General features: G+C 63.8%; 23 protein-coding genes. 11 read left to right on the forward strand and 12 right to left on the reverse strand.

Annotated features, from left to right (window positions below; genetic code table 11):
- Positions 1 to 60 precede the first annotated feature (60 nt).
- A complete protein-coding gene (locus ABH945_RS20475; protein ID WP_429251723.1) occupies positions 61 to 792 on the forward strand; it encodes a GNAT family N-acetyltransferase in 732 nt (243 codons plus the stop codon).
- Positions 793 to 817: 25 nt separating this feature from the next.
- Here the strand turns inward: ABH945_RS20475 and ABH945_RS20480 are convergent, their stop codons facing one another.
- Positions 818 to 1,354, reverse strand: coding sequence for a GNAT family N-acetyltransferase (locus ABH945_RS20480; protein ID WP_429251724.1), 537 nt, complete (start codon positions 1,352 to 1,354; stop codon positions 818 to 820).
- A 213-nt stretch (positions 1,355 to 1,567) separates the two neighbouring features.
- Here ABH945_RS20480 and ABH945_RS20485 point away from each other — a divergent pair, with 213 nt between their 5' ends.
- On the forward strand, positions 1,568 to 2,218 hold the full coding sequence (locus tag ABH945_RS20485) for a VC0807 family protein (protein WP_429251725.1): 651 nt from the start codon (positions 1,568 to 1,570) through the stop codon (positions 2,216 to 2,218).
- A gap of 7 nt (positions 2,219 to 2,225) precedes the next feature.
- On the opposite strand, the gene ABH945_RS20490 is transcribed toward ABH945_RS20485, so the two are convergent.
- The gene (locus tag ABH945_RS20490) at positions 2,226 to 3,092 is read right to left on the reverse strand and encodes a LysR family transcriptional regulator (RefSeq protein ID WP_074770794.1); all 867 of its coding nucleotides are present in this window, start codon (positions 3,090 to 3,092) and stop codon (positions 2,226 to 2,228) included.
- A 122-nt stretch (positions 3,093 to 3,214) separates the two neighbouring features.
- Here ABH945_RS20490 and ABH945_RS20495 point away from each other — a divergent pair, with 122 nt between their 5' ends.
- The 6 genes from ABH945_RS20495 (at position 3,215) to ABH945_RS20520 (ending at position 7,924) form a co-directional block, all read left to right on the forward strand.
- Complete coding sequence (locus ABH945_RS20495) at positions 3,215 to 4,159, forward strand: AEC family transporter (protein ID WP_429251726.1); 945 nt, start codon at positions 3,215 to 3,217, stop codon at positions 4,157 to 4,159.
- A gap of 118 nt (positions 4,160 to 4,277) precedes the next feature.
- Positions 4,278 to 5,087, forward strand: a complete 810-nt coding sequence (locus tag ABH945_RS20500) for an AraC family transcriptional regulator (protein ID WP_429251727.1) — start codon at positions 4,278 to 4,280, stop codon at positions 5,085 to 5,087.
- 149 nt (positions 5,088 to 5,236) lie between these two features.
- Entirely contained in the window at positions 5,237 to 6,202 is a 966-nt protein-coding gene (locus ABH945_RS20505; protein WP_429251728.1) for a quinone oxidoreductase family protein, read from the forward strand.
- Positions 6,203 to 6,265: 63 nt separating this feature from the next.
- Entirely contained in the window at positions 6,266 to 6,442 is a 177-nt protein-coding gene (locus ABH945_RS20510; RefSeq protein ID WP_074770798.1) for a DUF1427 family protein, read from the forward strand.
- Positions 6,443 to 6,651: 209 nt separating this feature from the next.
- Entirely contained in the window at positions 6,652 to 7,230 is a 579-nt protein-coding gene (locus tag ABH945_RS20515) for a DUF4337 domain-containing protein (protein ID WP_074770799.1), read from the forward strand.
- Positions 7,231 to 7,306: 76 nt separating this feature from the next.
- The gene (locus ABH945_RS20520) at positions 7,307 to 7,924 is read left to right on the forward strand and encodes a LysE family translocator (RefSeq protein WP_429251729.1); all 618 of its coding nucleotides are present in this window, start codon (positions 7,307 to 7,309) and stop codon (positions 7,922 to 7,924) included.
- Between the two features lie 36 nt (positions 7,925 to 7,960).
- Here ABH945_RS20520 and ABH945_RS20525 read toward each other — a convergent pair whose 3' ends face one another.
- From ABH945_RS20525 to ABH945_RS20540, 4 genes are all read right to left on the reverse strand, one after another.
- Entirely contained in the window at positions 7,961 to 9,235 is a 1,275-nt protein-coding gene (locus ABH945_RS20525; RefSeq protein WP_429251730.1) for an RNA polymerase sigma factor, read from the reverse strand.
- Between the two features lie 3 nt (positions 9,236 to 9,238).
- Entirely contained in the window at positions 9,239 to 9,670 is a 432-nt protein-coding gene (locus tag ABH945_RS20530; RefSeq protein ID WP_074770802.1) for a VOC family protein, read from the reverse strand.
- A 51-nt stretch (positions 9,671 to 9,721) separates the two neighbouring features.
- Positions 9,722 to 10,138: a YciI family protein gene (locus ABH945_RS20535; protein WP_074770803.1), complete on the reverse strand. Its 417-nt coding sequence runs from the start codon at positions 10,136 to 10,138 to the stop codon at positions 9,722 to 9,724.
- Between the two features lie 147 nt (positions 10,139 to 10,285).
- Complete coding sequence (locus ABH945_RS20540) at positions 10,286 to 10,639, reverse strand: YciI family protein (protein WP_429251731.1); 354 nt, start codon at positions 10,637 to 10,639, stop codon at positions 10,286 to 10,288.
- 430 nt (positions 10,640 to 11,069) lie between these two features.
- Here ABH945_RS20540 and ABH945_RS20545 point away from each other — a divergent pair, with 430 nt between their 5' ends.
- Positions 11,070 to 13,022, forward strand: coding sequence for a hypothetical protein (locus ABH945_RS20545; protein WP_429251732.1), 1,953 nt, complete (start codon positions 11,070 to 11,072; stop codon positions 13,020 to 13,022).
- Positions 13,023 to 13,131: 109 nt separating this feature from the next.
- Here ABH945_RS20545 and ABH945_RS20550 read toward each other — a convergent pair whose 3' ends face one another.
- The 3 genes from ABH945_RS20550 to ABH945_RS20560 form a co-directional block, all read right to left on the reverse strand.
- Complete coding sequence (locus ABH945_RS20550) at positions 13,132 to 13,605, reverse strand: hypothetical protein (RefSeq protein WP_429251733.1); 474 nt, start codon at positions 13,603 to 13,605, stop codon at positions 13,132 to 13,134.
- 1,002 nt (positions 13,606 to 14,607) lie between these two features.
- Positions 14,608 to 14,877, reverse strand: a complete 270-nt coding sequence (locus ABH945_RS20555) for a DUF1488 domain-containing protein (protein WP_429251734.1) — start codon at positions 14,875 to 14,877, stop codon at positions 14,608 to 14,610.
- 123 nt (positions 14,878 to 15,000) lie between these two features.
- The gene (locus ABH945_RS20560) at positions 15,001 to 15,408 is read right to left on the reverse strand and encodes a hypothetical protein (RefSeq protein WP_429251735.1); all 408 of its coding nucleotides are present in this window, start codon (positions 15,406 to 15,408) and stop codon (positions 15,001 to 15,003) included.
- Between the two features lie 392 nt (positions 15,409 to 15,800).
- Here ABH945_RS20560 and ABH945_RS20565 point away from each other — a divergent pair, with 392 nt between their 5' ends.
- Both ABH945_RS20565 and ABH945_RS20570 read left to right on the forward strand, forming a co-directional pair.
- Positions 15,801 to 16,292, forward strand: a complete 492-nt coding sequence (locus ABH945_RS20565) for a GNAT family N-acetyltransferase (RefSeq protein WP_429251736.1) — start codon at positions 15,801 to 15,803, stop codon at positions 16,290 to 16,292.
- A gap of 35 nt (positions 16,293 to 16,327) precedes the next feature.
- Positions 16,328 to 16,678, forward strand: coding sequence for a DOPA 4,5-dioxygenase family protein (locus ABH945_RS20570; protein WP_074770810.1), 351 nt, complete (start codon positions 16,328 to 16,330; stop codon positions 16,676 to 16,678).
- A gap of 28 nt (positions 16,679 to 16,706) precedes the next feature.
- Here the strand turns inward: ABH945_RS20570 and ABH945_RS20575 are convergent, their stop codons facing one another.
- The 3 genes from ABH945_RS20575 to ABH945_RS20585 form a co-directional block, all read right to left on the reverse strand.
- Entirely contained in the window at positions 16,707 to 17,018 is a 312-nt protein-coding gene (locus ABH945_RS20575) for a high-potential iron-sulfur protein (RefSeq protein WP_074771244.1), read from the reverse strand.
- A gap of 54 nt (positions 17,019 to 17,072) precedes the next feature.
- Positions 17,073 to 17,762, reverse strand: a complete 690-nt coding sequence (locus ABH945_RS20580; protein ID WP_074770811.1) for a nitroreductase — start codon at positions 17,760 to 17,762, stop codon at positions 17,073 to 17,075.
- A 104-nt stretch (positions 17,763 to 17,866) separates the two neighbouring features.
- Positions 17,867 to 22,804, reverse strand: coding sequence for a response regulator (locus tag ABH945_RS20585; RefSeq protein ID WP_429251737.1), 4,938 nt, complete (start codon positions 22,802 to 22,804; stop codon positions 17,867 to 17,869).
- Positions 22,805 to 22,957 lie beyond the last annotated feature (153 nt).

Below are 22,957 nucleotides of genomic sequence, written 5' to 3' on the forward strand. Positions count from 1 at the left end.
CGTTCTGTCATCGACGAATCGCCAACGGCCCTTTGCGGCCGACACGACAGGAGAGCAGTCATGGAAGTCAGACGTAACGAGTTCGACCAGCCGATCGGCACAGCCCTGCCAGGCTGGCACGGCGCACAGGCACCCGGCCGCGAGCCGCTGACAGGCCGCTATTGCCGGATCGAACCGGTGGACGTCGCCCGTCACGCCGAAGACCTCTACGACGCGTATCGCTCAGCCGCCGATGCTCGCGACTGGACCTATCTGGCGGTCGGCCCGTTCGACAGCCTCGCCGCCTATCGCGAACATCTGACGCGCATGGCGGCGTCGGCGGACCCGTTGCATCACGCGGTGATCGATCTCGCGACCGGCAAGGCGGTCGGCACGCTGGCGCTGATGCGTATCGATCGCGCGAACGGCGTGATCGAAGTCGGGCATGTCACGTACTCGCCACGCCTGAAGCGCACGCGCATCGCCACCGACGCCATGTTTCTGCTGATGACGCAGGTGTTCGATCAATGGGGCTACCGTCGATTCGAATGGAAATGCGATTCGCTGAACGGGCCGTCGCGCACCGCCGCGCTGCGTTACGGCTTCACGTTCGAAGGCATCTTCCGGCAGGCGATCGTGTATCGCGAACGCAATCGCGATACCGCGTGGTTTTCGATTATCGACAGCGAATGGCCGGCGCTGCGTGCGAGCTACGCGCAGTGGCTCGATGCGGCGAACTTCGATGCGCAGGGCCAGCAGGTGGAAAAGCTGGTGGATCTGATTGCGCGCGAGCGCGGGGGCGCCGCTCAATAAAACGGAGCCACCGTCACGCGGATGGTCACTTCGCGTTGGCCGTCCGCCTCAGCAGGACGGTCGGCTTGCCTTTGTACGTCGTGTGACACTGCTCGCGGTATCCGCACTTGTGTGCGACGCGAATCGACGGCAGATTGTCCGGTGCAATGATGCAGGCCGTTTCGCCGCCCGGCCAGTTCGCGTCGGCCCAATCGAGCGCGGCGCGCACGGCTTCGGTCGCGTAGCCGCGTCCGTGCACCGACGGGTCGAGCGCCCACCCGACTTCGGGCGTGCCCTGCAACGACGGCTCGATCTCGCGATGGTAGTCGGCGAAACCGACTTCGCCGAGGAAGCGCCCGCTCTGCGTTTCGCGCACCACCCAGTAGCCGAAGCCGAGCATCGCCCAATGTCCGGCATAGCGCAGCAGACGCGCCCACACCTCCTCGCGCGTAAACGGCTGGCCGCCGATATAGCGGATCACTTCGGGATCGGACCACATCGCATAGCTTTCGAGGAAGTCGTCGCGTGTGTGGGGGCGCAGGGTCAGGCGGGGCGTGTTGAGGGTGGTGGGCTGGGCGGGCATTGGCTGACGGACGGATGGTTAGCTGGATGGCTCAGAACGGCGCGGGATCGATGATCGCAGATTTCGTGCGGGCCAGGCTTTTGTCGGCGGTGGCGGCTTGTTATTTGCGTGGCCGCCCCATGACAAGCCACCAGACTTCGCCCTACACTGCCAGCAGATGTCTGCGTGACCGGCTTCACATCGCCACGCCTGCCAACTCACCAACTCCCGCCGATGAAACCCCGCCTGCGCTACCTCAGCGCACTGCTCGTCAACGTCGCCCTCCCCTGGCTCGCTTACCGGCTCGCGTTCCCGCACTGGGGCTTGCAAGGCGGCATGGTCGCATCGGCCCTCCCGCCGGTCGCGTGGATGACTTTGGACCTCGCGCGCTACCGTCATTTCGACGCGCTCAGCGCGCTCGTGCTGGCCGGCATCGCGCTATCGCTGATCGCACTGGCCGCAGGCGGCGATGTTCGGCTGAAGTCACTCGAAGACCCGATGGTGTCGGGCATGATCGGCGCGTCGTTTCTGGTGTCGCTCGCGCTCCCGCGCCCGCTGGCGTTCTACCTCGCGCGCTCGACGATGTCGCGCGAAGATCCCCACAGCGCTCATCTGTTCGAGCGACGCTGGCGCGAGCGCCCCACGCTCGCCGCCTACATCCGCCTGATGACGCTCGTGTGGGGCATCGGCATGCTGGGCGAAAACATTCTGCGCAGCGCGATTGTCTGGCACTGGCCGAACGATCCGCGCTCGGCGCTCGCTTCCCGGCTTCTGAGTTACGCAGTCTACGGCGGGCTGACGCTCTGGACCTTCTGGTGCCGCAGGCTAATCAGACGCGACGCGTTGCGTTATCCGCCTGACGACGATCCCCCCGTGACGGGATAACGCGCCCTCACGCCAGTTCGAGAAACCGCGCGAGACAAGGATTACGATTCGCCGGCGACCACGCCAGCACCTGCTCGATCAACGGCGCATCGACCAGCGGCCGGAACACCACGCCCGCGAGTTGCGCCTTGCGCATCGACGACGGCACCAGCGCAACGCCCACACCTTCATCGACGAGACTCAGCACGGTCTGCTGCAATTGCACTTCAAAGCGGATGTCCGGCTCGAAACCGCCCGAGCGGCAGTGTTCGAGAATGGTCGCGCGCAGGATCGGCGCGACTTCTTCCGATGCAAGCACGAACGGTTCGCCTGCCAGCTGGCCGATCTTCAAGCGCCGCGCACGCGCTCGCGGATGGTTGCGCGACAACGCCACGCACAGCGGCTCGGTGACGATCGTGCGGGTGGCGAGGCTCCGGTCGGGCACATTCGGAAACATGATGGCCGCGTCGATCTGACCGGCGAGCAGTTGCGCGGCCAGATCGTTCGAGACGACTTCGCGCAGATTCAACGCGACCTCGGGATACGCGGCCCCGAACGCGCGCGCATAGCCGGGCACGACGTTGTAAGCGGAGCACATCGTGAAGCCGATTGCGAGCTTGCCCGCGTCGCCGTGCGCGGCGGCTTGCGCGTTGCTACACGCCTGTTCGACCGACGCGAGAATTGCTTTCGCGTCGGCATAAAAACGCTCGCCCGCCGCGGTCAACGTCACGCTGCGCGGACTGCGCTCGATCAGCGTGACACCCAGATTCGACTCCAGCGCCGCGAGTTGCCGGCTCAACGGCGGCTGCGACAGATTCAGACGCGCCGCCGCCCGCCCGAAATGACGCGTCTCGGCAAGCGTCACGAAGTAACGCAGCGGCTTGATGTCGATCACTCAACCCCTCCCGGAATGACGATGCAAAAAAGGTATTGTCGAAGCCTTTAAACGGTATTTGATTGTATCAACGTAAGCCACTACGCTGGCGGCTCGCCAATCCGCTCACATTTTCTGCACCGATGTTCGCCACTCTCGAGATTCTGCTCCCCGTTTTCGGCCTGATTCTGGCGGGCTTTGCGTGCCGCCGCAGCGGCGTGCTCGGCCCGAATTCCGCGTCGGAGCTGAACCGGTTCGTGGTCTGGCTGGCGCTGCCCGCGTTGCTGTTCGACACGATGGCGCATGCCACCTGGCAGCAGTTGTATCAACCGGCGTTCGTCGCGGCGTTTTCGATTGGATGTGTAGTCGTATTCGCGCTGATTCTCGCGGCGCGCCTGATCAGCGGCCGCCATCTCGCCGACGCCAGCGTCGATGCGATTGCAGCGTCGTATCCAAACACCGGCTATATCGGCTTCCCGCTCGGTCTGATCGCGTTCGGCCCCGCGAGCCTCACGCCGAGCACGATCGCCACGATCATCGTCGCGTGCGTGCTGTTCGCGTTGGCCATCGTACTGATTGAAATCGGCTTGCAGACCGAGCGCAGGCCGCACAAGCTCGGTCTGAAAGTGCTGGGTTCGCTCGCGCGCAATCCGCTGATCGTGTCGCCGATCGCGGGCGTGCTGTTCGCCAGCCTGCACGTCGCGCTGCCGGCGAGCGCGGAGACGTTTCTGAAGCTGCTGATGGGCGCGGCGAGTCCGTGCGCGCTGGTGAGCCTCGGCCTGTTCCTCGCGGAAAAGCGGCCGGCCGAACCAGGTGCGGGCGGCATCTCGCTGCTGCTGACCGGCGTCAAGCTGGTCGTGCAACCCGCGCTGACATGGTGGCTCGCAGCGCGCGTGTTCGGGCTTCCGTCCACGATGGTCGAGATGGCCGTCGTGCTCGCCGCGCTGCCCACCGGCACCGGCCCGTTCATGCTCGCGGAGTTCTACCGGCGCGAAGCGCACATCACGTCGCGCGTGATTCTGCTGTCGACGATCGGCTCGGTCATCACCATCTCGCTGCTCCTGATCGTGTTGGGCCATCACACCTGAACCCGCCGTTCGCCGCCGTGCGCGGACATAGCGAAGGCTTCCCGCATCGCGCTATGCTTCGCTCACGGACCGCCCGGGTCCGCGTCCCTCCGATACGCGAAGCGCGTTCCGACTCGCCGTGCCCAAAGCCCGCCCTCCCCAACTCGACGACGACGCCGATGCCCGCTCGCTAGCGCGGCATTATTCGCGCGGGCTGCGCATCGATCCTCACTCGCATACGTGGGCGCAGGTGCTGTACGCGGTGTCGGGGGTGATGTGGGTCGAGGTCGGCCGCGAAGCGCTGGTCGTGCCGCCGCAGCGCGCGGTATGGCTGCCCGCGGGCACGCTCCACTCGATCCACATGATGAGCGACGTGGAGATGCGCAACATCTATTTCCACGAGCGCACAGTCGGCCACCTGAGCCGGCGCAGCGACGTGTTCGAGGTCAACGGCCTGCTGCGCGAGCTGATTACGTCGATCGCGGAACACGAGGACAGCCGTGCCCGCGATCAGGTCTATCTCGACGCCGCCTACCGCCTTGCAATGCTGGAGCTCGCGCACGCACCGCGCTCGTCGCTGCGCATCGCGCTGCCCGACGCGTCGGACCGGCGGCTCGAAGCCCTATGCCGCGCGGTGATCGGGAATCCGTCGATTGAAATCAGCTTCGAGCAACACGCGGCCTCCGCTGGCGCGAGCGTGCGGACGTTGGCGCGGCTCTTTACGCGCGAGCTGGGCATCGGTTTCGCGGAATGGCGGCGGCAGGTGCAACTCGCGGTAGCCGTGTCATGGCTCGCTGAAGGACGGTCGGTGAGCAGCATCGCGCGGTCGCTGGGGTTTCAGCCGAGCAGTTTCAGCGACATGTTCCGGCGTGAACTCGGTGCGCCGCCGACCGGCTTCGATCCGGGCGGCACGTTGAGCGAGGCGGCTTCGGCCGGGCTGGCCGACTAGCCATTCCTTCCCGTCCCTTTTTGTCCGAAATTCGAAAACCTTTGTCCTGATACCTTTTCGCCGGTCACCTAGACTGACGCTTAATTCACCGCACAAACACAGTCAATGCGGTCATTGCATCCAGCCAATTCCATCAGGAGCCACGCACGATGAAAGCGATTCAGTTCAAGTCTTCCGGCAGCCCCGACGTACTCGATTACGTCGATCTGCCCACTCCCCAGGCCGACGCGGACAGCGCGGTCGTCCGCGTCGTGGCGGCATCGGTCAATCCGAGCGACGTCAAAAACGTATCCGGTCATTTCGAGCACACCACGTTGCCGCGCGTGCCGGGCCGCGACTTCAGCGGCGTGGTCGTGGACGGCCCGCAAGCATGGCTCGGCGCAGAAGTGTGGGGCACGGGCGGCGACATCGGCTTCACCCGCGACGGCACGCACGCCGAGTTCATCAAGATTCCGCTCGCGGCGCTGTCGCGCAAACCGGCCACGCTGAGCCACGCCGCCGCGTCCGCGATTGGCGTGAACTTCGTGGTTGCGTGGCTCGGCACGGTCGAGTACGCGCATCTGCAAGCGGGCGAAACCATCGCGGTGATCGGCGCGGGCGGCGGTGTCGGCGGGGCGGTCGTGCAGATTGCGAAAGCGCGCGGTGCTCGCGTGATCGCGGTCGACCGTCATCCGCTCGATGCGGCTACCCCGGCAGGCCGGTTGATCGACGACTACGTTCCGTTCGACGAAAACGTCACCGACAAGCTGCGTGCGCTGACTAATGGCGAAGGCGCGGACGTGGTGTACGACACCGTCGGCGGGGTCGCCTTCGAGACCGCGCTGAGTCTCGTCAAACGCCGTGGCCGCGTGCTGGAGATCAGCGGAACGGGGAAGCGCCGCGTCGAGTTCGACCTGATCGATTTCTATCACAACGAGACACAGTTGCTCGGCGTGGACAGCGCGAAACTCGGCGTCGCCGAATCGGCCCCGCTGATGACGGCGCTGGTCGAAGGCTTCGAAAGCGGCAAGCTGACCGGGCCGGCGATCGCGCAGGAATTCCCGCTTGAACGGGCCCGCGACGCGTATCAGGCCGTGGCCGCCGGCACGCGCGGACGCGTCGTCATCCGTATGTAATGGCCAAAGCGAACGGCGGGCGTTACCCGTAACGAACCGCCTTCTCAAAGGGATACAACGAACATGAAAGCGTATCTGGTTTCGCTGGCTGCGGGCGTCGTGGTCGGCCTGATTTACAGCGTGATGGAAGTAAAGTCGCCCGCGCCGCCGACCGTCGCGCTGGTCGGGCTGCTCGGTATGCTCGCCGGGGAGCATCTGATTCCGTTCGTGCGGACGTGGTTCGCGACGGGCCTTCATTGAACACGGCGACGATGCCGCGTTGCATGCCCGCCCGCTGAAACCCGCCGTCGATCGCACTGAACCTCGGCGGCGATCCGCTCTCCAAACTCGCGGCTTTTCCATCCACGGTGCTCACACGCTAAGATTGAGCCCCGCCGGTTCGCTCACCTTGCGCGCTACGCACAGGTGCCCAGCCCGGCCACAAGAAAAGCATTGCCTCGGAGAATCGGATGTCTGAAGAATACGAAGTGCACGGTCTGCACGACCATGCGGTTGAACACGCCGGTCATCACGACGCGGACCCGTTTGCGAGCCGCATGGCCGTGATGACGGCGATCCTCGCGACGATCGGCGCGCTGTGTGCGTACCAGAGCGGCAACGCCGAAAATCTGGCGCTGTTCTACAAGAACGAAGCCGCGATCAAGAAGACCGAAGCGTCGAACCAGTGGAACTACTATCAGGCCAAGGGCGAGAAGGAAAACCTCGCGGAACTCGGCGCGGCATTGTCGGCGAACAACAGCGACGCGCACACCAAATTTCTCGCGGATGTCGATAAATACAAGCAGCAGAAAGCGCCGATCCGCGCGAAGGCCGAGGAGATCGAGAAGGAAGTGCTCGATAACGACGCCCACAGCGAAGCGCTGCTGCACGGCCACCATCGCTGGGCGCAGGCCACGCTGCTGATCCAGGTCGCGATTGCGCTGTGCGCGATCACGCTGCTGACGCGCAAGAACTGGATGCGCAACCTGTCGTTCGGTGTGGCGGCAGCGGGCGTGGTCACCGCCGCCGTTGCGTTTTTCGGCCTGTGACGCGTCACGCGGATAACGACGTGCGCGCGCCGCTGCTTTCCGCGTGGCGTCATAGGTCCGACTTAAGGAGTGTGCTGTGATCGATGGTTCCGCCGTTCTAGGCGTTTTCTCCGTGTACATCGCCGGTGTCGTGATTCCCGGTCCGAACTTCGTCGCGGTCGCGCACAAGGCGGCGTCGGCGACGCGACTCGAAGCGCTCGCGGTGGTCGCGGGCATCGTGCTGGTCAATCTGTTCTGGGCGAGTTGCGCGATTCTCGGCGTGGGCATCGTATTCGCCGCGTTTCCGTGGCTCGCGCTGGCGGTGAAAGTGGCCGGCGCCGCTTATCTGATCTGGTTCGGCGGACGGTTGATCTTCAACGCGTCGGCGGGAAAACCGGCGCCGAGCGTTGACGCGCCCGCAGGCGGCTTCCGTCAGTCGTTCGCTCAAGGCTTCGCGACCAATATCGCGAACCCGAAATCGATGGCGTTTTTCGCCGCCGTGTTCTCGTCGGCTGCACCGGCGCATGTGAGCATCGGCACGTTTGCCGCGATGCTCGGCATGGTCTGCGTGACGGCGGGTAGCTGGTACGGCTTTGTCGCGCTGACGCTGTCGCATTCGCGAATCGCATCGGCGTACCGGCGCAGCAAGGCGTGGGTCGACCGGATATGCGGTGGGTTGATCGTCGCGTTGGGCGTGCGTCAACTGATCCGCTAGTTGACGCTACGCGGCTGCTTCAGATGCGGCCGCGTTTCAATGCTCGAGGTCGCGCACGCGTTCGAGCAGCAACTCGCGCTCGCGAGCGTTACGCGTCATCGATGCGGCGCGCTCGAACTCGGCGCGCGCTTCGTCCAGCCGGCCCAGCTTGACCAGCAGATCGCCGCGCACGCTCGGCAACCAGTGGTAATTGGCAAGCGCGGCATCGTCGGCGAGCGCATCGGCGATGTCCAGACCGGCTGCCGGGCCGAACGCCATCCCCACCGCCACCGCGCGATTCAACGCGACCACCGGCGACGGTGTGACCTGCAACAGCGCGTCGTATAACGCGACGATCTGCACCCAGTCGGTATCTTCGGCACGGCGGGCGCGCGCATGACACGCGGCCAGCGCGGCCTGCAACGCATACGGACCGCCCGCGCCGCCTAGCGCATACGCGTTGCCGAGTGCGGCGAGACCGCGACGAATCAGCAGCGGGTCCCAGCGGCTGCGGTCCTGATCGAGCAGCAGCACCGGACGCCCCTGCGCGTCGGTCCTCGCACGCGTGCGCGACGCCTGAATCTCCATCAGCGCGACGAGGCCGTGCGCTTCGCTCTCGTCCGGCACCAGACCGCTGAGCACGCGCCCCAGCCGCAGCGCCTCCTCGCAGAGCGCGGGACGCATCCAGTCGTCGCCGGCGGTCGCCGAATAACCTTCGTTGAAAATCAGATAGATCACCTGCAGAACCGACGCGAGACGCGGCGCGCGCGCGTCCGCCTGCGGCACATCGAACGGCACTTTCGCCGCCGACAACGTGCGTTTGGCGCGCACGATTCGTTGCGCGATGGTCGGCTCGGGCACCAGGAATGCGCGGGCGATTTCATCGGTGGTGAGGCCGCCGAGCAGGCGCAGCGTCAGCGCGACCCGCGCATCCGTCGACAGCACGGGGTGACACGCGGTGAACACCAACCGCAGCAGATCGTCGCCGATGTCGTCGGCCCGCGCGGCATCGAGCGCATCGACGAAATCGGGGACGAGATGCGCCTCCTGCGCGTCGAGATCGTGACCCAGCTCTTCGCGTTTGCGCGCATGCAGCGCTTCCTGGCGCAAGCGGTCGAGCGCGCGGTTCTTCGCGGTCGCCATTAGCCATGCTCCCGGATTGTCGGGCACGCCCGCGTCCGGCCAATGTTCGAGCGCGGACACCAGCGCGTCCTGCGCCAGTTCCTCGGCGAGCCCGACATCGCGCACGATCCGCGCGACGTGGGCGATGACCTTGGCGGATTCGATCCGCCAGACTGCCTCGATGGCACGATGGGTGGCCAGTACCGTCACAGCCTAGCCTGTCACCTGAGCGGCCGCCTGAGCCGCGGCGTGCGCGTCCGGGTCCATATGGATCAACTCCCAGATGTGGCCGTCGATGTCCTCGAAACCGTGCCCGTACATGAAGCCGAAATCCTGCGGCGCGCGCGGCACGGAACCACCGGCGGCGAGCGCCTTCGCGACCAGCGCGTCCACCTCGCCACGGCTTTCGCACGACAAACCCACCAGCGCCTCGGTGCTCTCACGCGGGTCGCAGAGCGCCTTGCGCGTGAACGACCCAAACAGATGCTTGACCAGCAGCATCGCGTAAATGTTGTCGCCGAGGATCAGACACGCGGCCTGCGCATTGGTGAATTGCGGATCGAAGCGGAAGCCGATCGCGCTGAAAAACGCTTTCGAGCGGTCGAGATTGTCGACGGCGAGATTGACGTAAATCTGCTTGTGCATGATGGAGTCCTTTGAGCGCGAGCTGAATCGGGGCACCGTTTGCTGGCAACGCTATTCGCGTCGCGTCGCTTCAAGATCGCGAAACCGTTCTATCTCCGGACCGGACTCGAAATCGTCGAGTTCGAACAACTGACGCACCTCGATCTCCCCATCGGCGCCTTCGCCGAACGGCGCGGGAAAGCGCCGCGCCCACTCCATCGCTTCCTCGCGTGAGCGCACCTGAATCAACGTGTAACCGGCGAGCAGTTCCTGGGTCTCCGGGAACGGCCCGTCGACCACCGTGCGCTGGCCGCCGCTGTAGCGAATGCGCCAGCCCTTCGAACTCGGCTGCAATCCGGTGGCGTCGAGTAGCACGCCGGCGTTCGCCAGTTGCTGGTGATACGCGCCCATTGCCGCAATCAGCGAGACGTCGGGCATTTCGCCGGCTTCGCTGGCGGCCGTCGCTTTTACGAGGATCATGAAACGCATCGCCACTTCTCCTTGTCGTCGTGAGGTGAGGAGCCGCGTTCTCTGGCTGGCCCCTTACTCACACGACGAGCGGCGCGCAGCCGGATCGACACCCGAATCGACCGACCAGGCAAAACCCTTAAACCGATCGCCCTTTAAAGCGCGACTTCAGATGAAGCATGGCCCGACCTTGCGAACTTCGACGGTGCACCATGACGCCGCAGGACACGCCTGCGCGATCTCGACCGCTTCTTGCCGGGTTTCGCAATCGAGCAGGAAAAACCCGCCGATCATTTCCTTGGCCTCGGCGAAGGGTCCATCGAGGAATTTCGGCTGACCGTCGCGAACCTGCACGCGCACGGCGTCGTTCTGTGAAACGAGCGATTCGACCGCCAGCAGCTTGCCGCGCTCCTTCAGACCGGCGGCAAAGTCGGCCATCTGGGCGTAGACTTCGCGGCCTTTCGCCTCGCCGCGTTCGATCCGTTGATTCGGGGGTTCGACGATGAGCAGCAGATAAGACATGGCGTCTCCAAATTGATCGCGCCGCTAAAGCGGACGTCGTGCAGGAGCCGGGCTATCTGTCGCCAATACGCCAACGACGGCGCCAAAAAAGACAACGACAGCGGCCAGGCGAAAGGCAGTCTAGCAAGCGCTTCTGGCTGCGGCAAACCTCGTTCAGCGGTTAATGGCGTTTTCTTACGGAGACTCGTCAGCGCCATTTAGAGCGCGCATTAACATTTGTCGTCCGACACATTAACGCCGCTTTGAAGTATTCTCCGAACTCGCTAAAGCTCGCCGTGAAATTGCCGTTTTATCTTTTAGTCACACTGGATAATCCGCATTAGCGCCGACCACGCCACGCGGCATAGCCAGGCATCCTTATTCGGCAAAATCTGCCGGTATTGCACGCAATCAGCACGCGAATCAAATAATCCGGGTATCGGGGAAATTCATGCATCGAACGTCAGTGCGCACCGGCATCGCAGCCGCCGTGGCTTTTGCCTTCCTGCAACTCAGCGCCTGTAGCGGCGACAGTTCCGACCCGTCGTCGGGTTCGTCGTCGACGGTGACCACGACCTCGGTCGGCGGCACGGTGGCGACGGGCGGCCCACTGGCCGGCGCGACTGTCACGCTGACCGATGCCACCGGCACCCAGGCCACCGCGACCACCGACGCCCAAGGCGCGTACACGATGTCGGTGAAGGGCATGACCGCGCCGCTCCTATTCGTCGCCACCGATGCGCGCGGCATCTCGGCGCCGTTGTCGGCGGTGCTGGCGCAGTTGCCGAGCAAGGCGACCGCCACCGTCAACGTCACGACGTTGACCACCGCGCTCGCCGCCATGCTGACCACTTCCGGCAATCCGGCCGACCTCGCGACCACGTCCAAACTTGCGGCAGTAACCGTGCCGTCCGTGCAACTCGCGACCATCACGCTCGACACGATCCTCGCCAACATTTTCACGCAGAACGGCGTGACGTCGGCGGGCTTCGATCCGGTTGGTGCGGCGTTCACGCCTAACCACACGGGCGTGGACGCGGTCATCGACACGGTGTCGGTCGTTGCGGCGGCCAACGGCGGCTCGATGCTGGTATCGAACGCCGCGCCCGGCACCACCATCGCGTTGAACACGAAAACCACTTCGTCGACGACGCTGGTCGCGCCCACGGTCGCGGCCAACTACCTCGAACCTCTCGCTTCGCTGCTGACTGCCTGCGCGGCAAACGGCGCGCTCAATACGTCGTGCTCGCCCGCGATCGATTCCGCGTTCCTCGAAAACGGTTCCGCCGATCTCGCCATCGGGCACGCGTCGACGGAAGCGGCCTTCACCGGCGCGGTCTTCGGTTCGCCGAAAACGCTGGCTTTCTTCACGCGCAACGGCAAGCAACTCGCGCTCGTGCAGTTGCCGTTCACGCTCGCAAGCGGCGTCGGCGGTGCGCTTTTCAGCATCGCGCAACCGCTCGCCACGCCGGTGACGCTCGCGAGCGGCTCGCAACTCACGTGGGATCTGATCGGCAACCAGTCGCAATTCGCCGCCGCGATCAACTCGCAGATCCAGCGCCGCACGTTCCTCGACACGCGCCTCGCCGACGTGAACCGCTACGAGTCGGGTCTCGCGATCTCGATTCCGACGGCGCTGAATCCGACGGTCTATTCGGCTTCGGTGACGGGTCCGGGCCTCGCGTCGCCGGTCTGGCTGATGCCGCGCGTCGCACTGGGCAGCAGCAAGCTGGGGCTATCGGACGCGGTGTTGAGCGCCGCGCCTGTCACCCCGGCCACGACCACGAGCAATACGGAGTCGTATAACTGGTCATGGAAGTCGCTGTCGTCGTCGGCGAGTTTCACGGCGCCGACCACGAGCGGCTCCTACGCGGCAACATCGGTCGACGCGAGCACCGTGCCGCTCTATTCGACCTACACGGTCACCTTCTACGACCAGAACGGTGCGCAACTGGGCCAGTCGTCGATCGTCAATCCGGGCAGTCCGCTGAATGCGGCGGCGGGCAGCACGGTCGAATGGCCGACGCTGCTGTCGGACATCGCCACCGAGTTCCTGACGCCGAGCGGTTCGCTGGCCGGCACGCAATACGCGATGAGCCTCACGTGGTCGAGTCTCGTGAATGGCGCGGATGTCGCGTATCCGGTGACGTCGGTGCAGATTCAGGCTGCCGCTGTCGCGAGCGGTTCGACTTCGCAGGTCGATGGCTTCTTTGTCGGCGTGCCGGCTAACACCACGACCGGCCAGTATCAGGCGACGGTGAGTGCGGGCGTCAATCAACAGGGCGTGCAGAGTTGCACGAATTGCCCGTTCCCGGCGCTGACCACGGGCGGCTCGCGAGCGGTTCAGTTGGGAGGTGGGCAGAGCGGCGTCGAGTACTACGATGTGACGCAGTACAACGATTGATCGCCGCATAAAAAAACGCCCCTCGGGGCGTTTTTCAATTGCGCGCTTGAAACGGTGTTTGCGGTGTCAGGCTTGCGGCACCCACGTCACGGCACGCACGCCGTGCGACTCACACCGCCGCTTCGGCAATCGCATGGACTTTCGCGGACCTCATCAAGCCCTCGATCATCCTCGCCTCCGCGCTCGCGATCTCGCTCAGCGACGCAATGGACAACTGGCCGTCGAGAATCGCCAATCCGGTGCACAGACGCGCGTAGTCGCTGTCTTCCAGGGTCCAGAGGCCGCCGTCGTGCTCATGCTTGTCGAGTCGAACCATCGCCGCATGCGCGCTCTCGATGTCGGCGAGAAATTCGTCGCCCAGGCCGAGTCGCGCGAGTTCTTGGGACACCAGCAAATGCCGGCTCAACGTGGTGTGCAGATTCCGCGATCCGTGGCCGCGCCGGAATGCGTCGAGGGCGCTGTAGCTCTGCATCAGCATCGCCGACGTGACCGGCTCGTGCGACGTGCTGCTGTAGGTCAACGCGCGCAGCAGCGGCGACATGGCCGGCTGATGGGGCTTACGGACTCGCGATTTACTGGACATATTGTTTCAGACTCCTTCTCTAACTCTCAGCTTTATCAGCGGATTCCGGCGCTTTTCCGGTGGTTTCCGATGACAAACGCCGCCGATGCACCGGCGACTCTGGCCTCTAATGTGAGTCCACAAAGCCGTCGAAGCAAGCAACTTTTAATACCGGCGTGAACTATCGAACTTCGTTGCTCTGTTTTCACGCGTGGCACGTTGCGGTTCACGGGCCGAACGAAGTGCGTCCATCCGCGAAGTGCAATGACTGTATATCGGCACGGTTCTGCCGAATGCAAGCTATCCGACGCATTCTGAACGAAAAAAAACCCTGTTCCGGTGAGGGAACAGGGTCTGACAGGATGGAACAGTCGTACTCGCGCGTGGATGCTTGCCGACCTATAACCACCAAAACTAAACAAAGCTGTTGCAACGTGAAACTACGAATGCAAAAACATTTACTTGCTGCACTGTCAAACGGTACTGCCTGACCGATTCATACTGTTACTGCTTTTCACCGCTATTGCTACTGTTACTGCGACCCCTACTGCATAAAGCTTTATTACCGGAGCTAACTGACTTACTGCTGTGCTTCGTATTAAAACCAGGTCCTTCGCCTTCAACCACCTTTGCTACAACCCCCAGCTAATCTCGCGCCTATTGCATGAATGACGCGTTATTTACCTTGCTTCTACTTCCTACTGCACTACTGCCCTGCCGCTCGACAACCGCGGCAAACTGCCATCAACGGTACGGTTCAAAACAACGCGGGGGGAGACCGCGCCGATGGAGCTCGGTGATTTGTCGCGCCATGGAAAACAGTTTATGCGCGACCGCGCGAATGCAATTGGGCGAAACGAGGGAGTTTGGCAGGCTAATTTGACGAATGGGTGTAACAGCACTATTTCGTCAGATGTGAATGAAACGGGCGCCCCGATTGCCGGGTCGCCCGTTTCATTCAGAGCGCTTGTATCGGCAAGAAACTTCGCCGGAAACACGCGCGAAATAAGCGTTCAATCGATCTCAACGCGCCGCGAAATCGCTGATGGTCAGCAAAACTTTTTCGCCGGGACGCGCCAGCATCTTTCTTTCGGCAACCGCGGTAATGCGCTTGCGGCCATCCGCGAACGCCTTGAGGATGCGCGCCTCGCCCGCGCCGCGCTGCAACCAGAAGTGCTGTTCCAACGCCTCGCGCGTGACCGCGCATTCGAGGTCCCGTCCGCGCGTCGAAAGCTGGAAAACGACTGCGCGTCCATCTGCCGAGACGCTAGGCTCAAGCTCGATTACTTCCATGGCCCACCTCGCTAGATCACAAAAAAACTGCCCGCCGTGTAAAACGAAACGTCGTCGGGAAAACTGAATATAACCGCAGACACGTTCATCGAATCGTATCGGTCGACGCGCCAAGCGCGACCGTTACGCCGTGGCACGAATACGCAAATCGGCGAACTGGCCTGCGGTCTCGCGCGTCACTTCGCGAACCGCTTCCTGCGCGGTGCCGCAAGCGCGCTCAAAAACGGATTCACGAGCAGGCTCGAAAGCAGCCTCATCAGCCGACACACGTTCCGGGCCGCTCAACCAGCGCGGACGCTTCGCGCAAAAGTCTTCCAGTAGCATGCTCAAACCGTGGGTTACCGCCTGCGCGTCACGGCATTTTCCGCGTGCGGCGGCCGACATCGCGAGCCATGAATGCGGCGGCCGCAATTCATGGCAGACGCCTCGGGCACCCGCAAAACGCAGACACCCGGTATCAGGGTAAAAGACGAGCGTGACGGCTTCGCCATCGACTACGCGCGTGACAGTGTGTGGTTTCGTGTTCAGCATTTTTCGTTTTTATGCAGGGTTGGCCCCGTTCCTCGGAGGTACGACGTTTCGCGTACGACATCTCTAACCTGCGCGTGCCGGCACTGCGCGAGTGAGGCAAAAGCAAAGCGCATGCCAACGAGTACGAACCGTATCGCGCCTGATATCGTGATCTGAACTCAAGCGCCGGTCTCGCTCTGTCTGATACCGCGCAAACACACACCGCGCCTGACGCGCCGCATGCCGATACCGGCCGACGGCCCGTGGAAACGACCTTCTGCGCAAGAAACACACAGGCGCGTCGGGTGCCCTGATCGAGAGAGCGAAACATGAGCCCGTGGTAAAAAAGCGCTGCCAACACGACAATTCACGACCATTCTTACTAACCGGCCTGGTAGCCGGATCAGCCACCCGTGCAGAACATCACCGACTTGTCCGACCCGAAGCCCAACCTCACGCTGCGCCAGGCAATTCCCGCCGACGAAGCCTTCCTGTTCGCATTGCGCAAAGCCACGATGACCGGCCACCTGACGCGCGTCGGCGAACCGGCTGACGACGCCGCGCATCGCGCGCGTCTGCTGCATCGTTACGACGCAGCGCAGGTGATATGTCTCGACGGCGTGCCCGCCGGTTTGCTGAAAGCGCATCGCACGGACGCCGAATGGGTCGTCGTGCAAATCCAGATTTCGCCTGCGCTGCAAGGACGCGGCATTGGCGAACGCGCGCTACGGGTTGTGCTGCGTGCCGCCGAAGCCGACGCATTGCCCGTCACCTTGAAGGTGCTCAAGGGCAATCCCGCGAAACGGCTGTACGATCGGCTCGGCTTCGAGATCGTCGGCGAAGATGAGACACAGTTTCACATGAGGCGCGCGGCGCGCACGTCGGCGGAAACTGAAGCAGAATGAATGTCGGATAAAGCCAGATAGACAATGGACCTGTAATGACTCTTCGCGACACCTCTGCCATCTCAAGCTGGCATGCTCACATCTATTTCGATTCGACCAGCCGCGACGCCGCATGGGCATTCCGCGAACAGATCGAAGCCTTCTGGAACGACAAGCTGCAGATCGGCCGCTTCCATGAGCGACCGGTCGGGCCGCATCCCATGTGGTCGTTTCAGCTCGAATTCACGCAAACGCAATTTGCGGACGTGGTGGGTTGGCTCACGCTGAACCACGGCGCGCTCGATATTTTCATGCATCCGAATACCGGCAACGCATTGCGCGATCATCGCGATGCGGCCGTCTGGATCGGCCGCTCGCACGAGCTTGTGCTGAAGGTGTTTGGCTAGCCTGTCAGAGGCCGCACGCGCTGTGGCGTCACATTGTCGAGTACGAACTGCACCAGCCCCGCGCCGCGACCTGTTTGGTGCCGAACAACGTGCAGCCGCCGTATGCGTCCGTGGCCTTGCCCTGGAACAGCGAGCAACTTGCGCACGTTTGTCCGGCCGCATAGGTAGGGAACTTCGCCTTATTGACCTTCGATGCGTCTTCCGTATAGCCGACTGCCTGCGCAGCCGGGTCGGATTCGCTGAGCGTGCTGGCCGCGTCGGCGAATGCCGTGCCATTTAAAACGAGCGATGAGCCGAGGCCCGCACCCAGCATCAGAAATTGACGGCGCGATGTTTTCATCATAGTGGTCCGGGTAAGGTGGGGGCGCGCTGTTCGCGCGCGCAATGGTTATGGTTATTCGATGAAACGCACGAACCGTTCGACCGGCTCGCGTTCGGTGCGCAATGTGTTGACCAGCGCGTGTTCGTCGGCGTAACCGAGCGACATGCCGCACACCAGTTGCTCGTTTTCGTCCAGCTTGAGGTGCTCGCCAATCACCCGATGAAACTGCGTGAACGCGGCCTGCGGGCACGTATCGAGTCCGCGTCCGCGCGCCGCCGTCATGATCGACTGCAGGAACATGCCGTAGTCGAGCCAGCTGCCGCGCTCCAGCACGCGGTCGATGGTGAAGAACAGACCCACCGGCGCACCGAAGAAACGGTAGTTCTGCGCGTGCTGTTGATGCATGCGCGCCTTGTCGCCCTTTTCGATACCGAGCAGCCCATACAGGTCCCAGCCGATCTTGCGCCGCCGGTCGAGATACGGCGACACCCAGCGCTGCGGATAGTACGGATATTCCTCGTGATACAGCGCGTCGCGTTGCGGATCGTCGTAAGCGGCGAGCAGATCGCGCGAAAGACCCGCGAGCGATTCGCCCGTCACCACATAGACTTTCCACGGCTGCGTGTTGGTGCCGGACGGCGCGCGGCCGGCGGCTTCGAGAATGGCCTCGATCTCGGCGCGCGGCACCGGCGTGGGAAGAAACGCGCGGATCGAACGCCGCGTGATAAGCGCAGCGTCGACGGGATTGGCAGGGGTGGTCATCGGCGGATTCCGGCAGAGCCTGCAACTTGAAGGTTGCGAGAATTCTAGCGCGAGCGGGCGAGGTTCCGCTCGCAGCCCTGCACGCTCCGGTGCGGCCGCGAATCTCAGCTCTGCGGCGCGTTCAGTGCGTCGATCAGATGCGTCAGTTCGTAAGGTTTGCGCAGCGAGATAGCGTGCGGCAAAACCTCACGTTGCTCCGGCGTCAGCACGAGGTCATAGCCGGTCAGAAAGATCACTCGCAGATCCGGCCGCTCACGGCATACGTCCATTGCCAGATCGACGCCCGACTTGCCCGCCAGCCCTACGTCGGTCAGCATCACGTTGATCGCGTGCTCGCTGAGTATTCGCTTCGCGTCTTCCTCGCCTTCGGCTTCGAGAATGTCGAAGTCGAAGGTGCGTAGCAATTCGGCCGTGCTGACACGGATCAGTTCATCGTCTTCAACCAGCAAAATTCGCATGCGTGCCTCAGGGGTAAAGCTGTCGGCACTCGCCGACGTAACCGGTGGATCGATCTGCAAACGCTCCTGCTCGAGTTCGGCAAGCTCCGCTGCCTGCGGATTCTGCGTCTGCAATACATAGCGGACCTTGCGCGCCAACGCTTCGTGTGTGTACGGCTTGCTGAGCAACTCGATGCCTTCGTCGAGCCGCCCCGAATGCACGATCGCGTTGTCGGTATAGCCCGACGTGAACAGCACCGCGATCGACGGCAAACGCTCGCGGGCCTTGCGCGCGAGTTCGGTACTGCGCAACGGGCCGGGCATTACCACGTCGGTGAACAGAATGTCGATCGGCACGCCGCTTTCGACGATCGCCAGCGCGCTTTGCGCATCCTTCGCTTTCAGCACGCGATAACCGAGATCGGACAGCATCTCGACCACCGTCGTGCGTACTTCTTCGTCATCCTCGGCGACGAGGATCGTTTCCCTACCGCCCTTCGCGGGACCGGCATCGACATTCGTTTCGAGGTCTTCCTCTTCGCGCACGCGCGGCAGATACACGCGGATCGTGGTGCCGTGCCCCGGTTCGCTGTAGATCTTCACGTGGCCGCCCGACTGCTTGACGAAGCCGTACACCATGCTCAACCCGAGCCCGGTGCCCTGTCCTTCGGGCTTGGTCGTGAAGAACGGTTCGAACACACGCTCACGCACTTCCGGCGACATGCCCGCGCCCGTATCCGTGACCGCCAGCATCACGTACTGACCCGGCGTGACCTCGGCGTTGCGTTTGGCGTAGGCGTCATCGAGCGCGGCGTTGCCAGCCTCGATCGTGAGCCGGCCGTGGCCGGTCATCGCGTCGCGCGAATTGATCGCCAGATTCAGCAGCGCGTTTTCGACCTGGAACGGATCGACCAGCGTATTCCACAACCCGCCCGACACGATGGTTTCGATTTCGACGCCGTCGCCCAGCGCGCGCCGCAGCATGTCGTCGAGACCGCGCACGAAGCGGCCGAGGTTGACAACCTTCGGCGCGAGCGGCTGACGCCGCCCGAACGCGAGCAATTGCGACGCGAGATTCGCGCCGCGCGCGACGCCGGCGAGCGCATTGCGCACCCGCTGCTCGGGTTTCTCGGAACCGGCCACGTCTTTCGCGAGCAGCTGCAGATTGCCGCCGATCACTTGCAGCAGATTGTTGAAATCGTGCGCGACACCGCCCGTGAGCTTGCCGATCGCTTCCATTTTCTGCGCCATGCGCAGCGCTTCTTCGGCGTGATGCAGCGCCTCGGTCGTTTCCTTGTCGGCCGTGACGTCGCGGCCCACGCCGTGAATGCGCTCGGTGTCGGGGTCGAGCGCGAGTGTCCACGCGACCCAGCGCCACGTGCCGTCGATCCGCCTGACGCGGTTTTCGTAGCGCACCGGCACACCCGTGCGGCGCAGTTCCGCCAGATGCATACCGACTATGCCGAGGTCGTCGGGATGCACCAGTTCCACATACGAACGCGATTTCAGCCAGTGCAGGTTGTGGCCGAGCATGCTGCTCCACGACGGACTCACGCGCTGCAGGCGCCCTTCGATATCGGCCACCACGAGCAGGTCTTCGCTCAGTTCCCACAACCGGTCGCGGTCGGTGACTGCTTCGATCACGCGACGCTCCAGCGTTTCGTTCAGATCGCGCAGCTCGCTTTGCGCCCGGGTACGCTCGGCGATCTCGCGCTGCGCGGCTTCGTACAGACGCGCGTTGTCGATAGCGATTGCGGCCTGCGCGGCGATCCCGGTGACGATCCGCTCGGCGCGCTCGGTGAACACGCCGACTTCCGGGTGACCGAAAAACAGCCCGCCCACCACTTCGCCATTGCGCGACTGCACTGGCGCGGCGAGATAGCTGCGCACTTTCAGATGGCCCTCGGGCATGCCGCGATGCGGCGCGTTGTGGCCGTAGCGAGGGTCTTTCGTGATGTCGTCGGAACGGACGATGCCTTCGCCGCCGAAGGTCGGCGCGAACACGCCCGTGTTGCGCGGCATCGGAAATTTTTCGAACGTGTCTTGCGGTACGCCGGACAGCGTGTACAGCATGTAGCTGCCGCCCTTTTCGTCGAGGACGTTGTAGAAGAACGAGCCGAACGCGGCACCGGTGAGTTCGGTGGCGGCGTCGGTGACGATCTGCACGGCGCGCTTCAGGTCGAGTTCGGCGGCCACGGTCGAGCCGACGCGGTTGAGAATTTCGAGCGTGCGCGACTCCTCGCGCAGCTTCATTTCGGTCTCGCGGCGCAAGCGTGCGAGTTGCAGATTGCCCGCCACGCGCGCCAGCAATTCGCGCGACGAAAACGGTTTGGTCAGGTAGTCGTCGGCACCCTGCTCGATGCCATCGACGCGCGCCTCTTCGCCCGCACGCGCCGACAGCATCACCACCGGCGTCTCGCGCAACACCGGATCGGCGCGCAGTTCGCGCAGCAGTCCGAAGCCGTCGAGGCGCGGCATCATCACGTCCGACAGCACCAGATCGGGCGGCTCCGCGCGCGCGGCCGCGAGCGCCGCTTCGCCGTCGGTGGCGACGCGCACGTCGTAGCCCGCTGCGCGCAGAATGCGGCTCATGTACTCGCGCAGATCGGCGTTGTCGTCGACAACCAGCACGCGCGCGGACGTTGCCGACGCGCTTCCGGGGCTTGCCGATTCGGCCGTCACAGCGGTGTTTTGCGGCACGTCCTCGGCGAGAATTTCGTTCTCGGGACTCCAGCGCAAAGCGGCGTCGACATAGGTTCGCGCGTTCGGACTCATCGCGGCATTCACCGCTTCGTCGCCGGTTGGCGGCAGCACCGCGACGCGCGGCAACGTGACGGTAAAGCAAGCGCCCTTGCCCAATTCGCTGTCGACCCGCACGGTGCCGCCATGCAGCTTCACGAGTTCCTGGACCATCGCGAGTCCGATCCCGCTGCCTTCGACGGAACGGCCCGGCGCACCCGCCACACGGTGAAAGCGCTCGAACAGGCGCGGCACTTCTTCCTGTGCAATGCCGATACCGCTATCCGCCACGCTGACCTCGACGCCACCGTTCTGCGTAGCCTGCACGGCCACGCGGATCGTGCCGAAGAACGTGAACTTATACGCGTTCGACAGCAGGTTCATCACGACCTTTTCCCACATCTCGCGGTCGAGTCGCGCGATGACGGGCCGCGACGGAATCTGCAATTCGAGCCGCAAGCCCGCCGCCTGAATCGCCGATTCGAACAGCGACGCGAGTTCGGCGGTGAACGACGCGATATCGGTGGGCTGCGGATGAATCTGCATACGCCCGGCTTCGATCCGCGAAAAATCGAGCAGCGCGTTGACGAGTTTCAGCAAACGCAAGCCGTTGCGATGCGTGATTTCGATCAACGCGCGGTCGTCGGGGTTAGCGTGTTGCGCGTCGTTGTCCGTGCTGACGGGCAACGGCGGCCTGGCCAGCAATTCCTCCAGCGGGCCGAGCATCAGCGTTAACGGCGTGCGGAATTCGTGGCTGATGTTGGAGAAGAACGTCGTCTTCGCGCGATCGATTTCGGCCAGCGCTTCCGCGCGCCGCCGTTCCTCTTCGTAAGCCTGCGCGTAGCCGATCGCCGCGCCGATCTGACCGGCCGTCAGATTCAGGAAGCTGCGATACGCATCGTCGAAAAGACGGCACGGGTTCAGACCCGCGACCAGCACCACCGTATGCGCTGTTTCGCTCCCCGCCGACACCGGCAGAATCACCGCCTGCTCCGGCGCGAGATGCCACGGGCCAGCCGGCAACGCGGCACCGAATCGCTCGGTCAGACCGCGCACCATGTGCGGCGCCTGAATCCTGAACACATCGGCGACCGGCCATGACGGCGCGTCACTATCGTCGCCTTCGAGCCGCATCGACTCGGGCGCGCCGGGCTGCCCCGGCACGATGCCACTTGCCCCGACCAGTGTGACCGTATCGCTGCCCGGAGCGCCCGCGTAAAGCAACGCGAACGGCAGGTCTTGCGGATTGGTGCGTAGCGCCGCCGCGCTCAGTTGACATGCCTCGCGCCAGTCGCGTCCATCGGGACTCGCCGCCGCGAGTTCCTTCAGCAGCGCAAGTTGCCGCTCGCCGACCACCCGCGCGGTGTCGTCGCTATTCGCGCAGATGATGCCGCCGGGCTCGCCGTCATCGCCGGGAATCGGGCTGTACGAGAACGTGTAATACGTTTCTTCGGGAAAGCCGTTGCGCTCCATGATGAGCAGCTTCTGCTCGACGAAAATGCCTTCGGCACCCGCGAGCGCAGTGTTCAGCAGCGGCTCGATGTCGGACCAGATTTCACGCCACACGACGTGCGTCGGCTGACCAAGCGCAACCGGATGCTTGCCACCGATGATCGATTTATACGGGTCGTTGTAGAAGTAGAGCAGCTCCTTGCCCCAGCCGATCCAGATCGGCTGCCGCGACGTGAGCATGATGCGGATCGCGATCTTCAGTCCTTGCGGCCAGGTGTCGGGATCGCCGAGTTCGGTGCGGCTCCAGTCATAAGCACGGATCAATGCGCCCAGTTCGCCGCCGCCCGCGAGAAACGACTGCGCGGCAACTTCGGCGGGGGGTGCATCAGGCAGGAAACGGTCCGGCTCTTTCAACGCGATCTCCTTCACGCGGCGGCATTCGATTCGTGCGGACCGGCGTCGCAAAAGCGGTGCCCGGGTCCGACGGACCACTAACGAGAACGACGCCATAGATATAGCGCGATTCTCGCATGGAGCGGCATCGCGGAGGAAGGAGAGACGGCGCGT

It is taken from the genome of Paraburkholderia sp. GAS333 (assembly GCF_050435665.1).
Lineage (GTDB): Bacteria > Pseudomonadota > Gammaproteobacteria > Burkholderiales > Burkholderiaceae > Paraburkholderia > Paraburkholderia fungorum_A.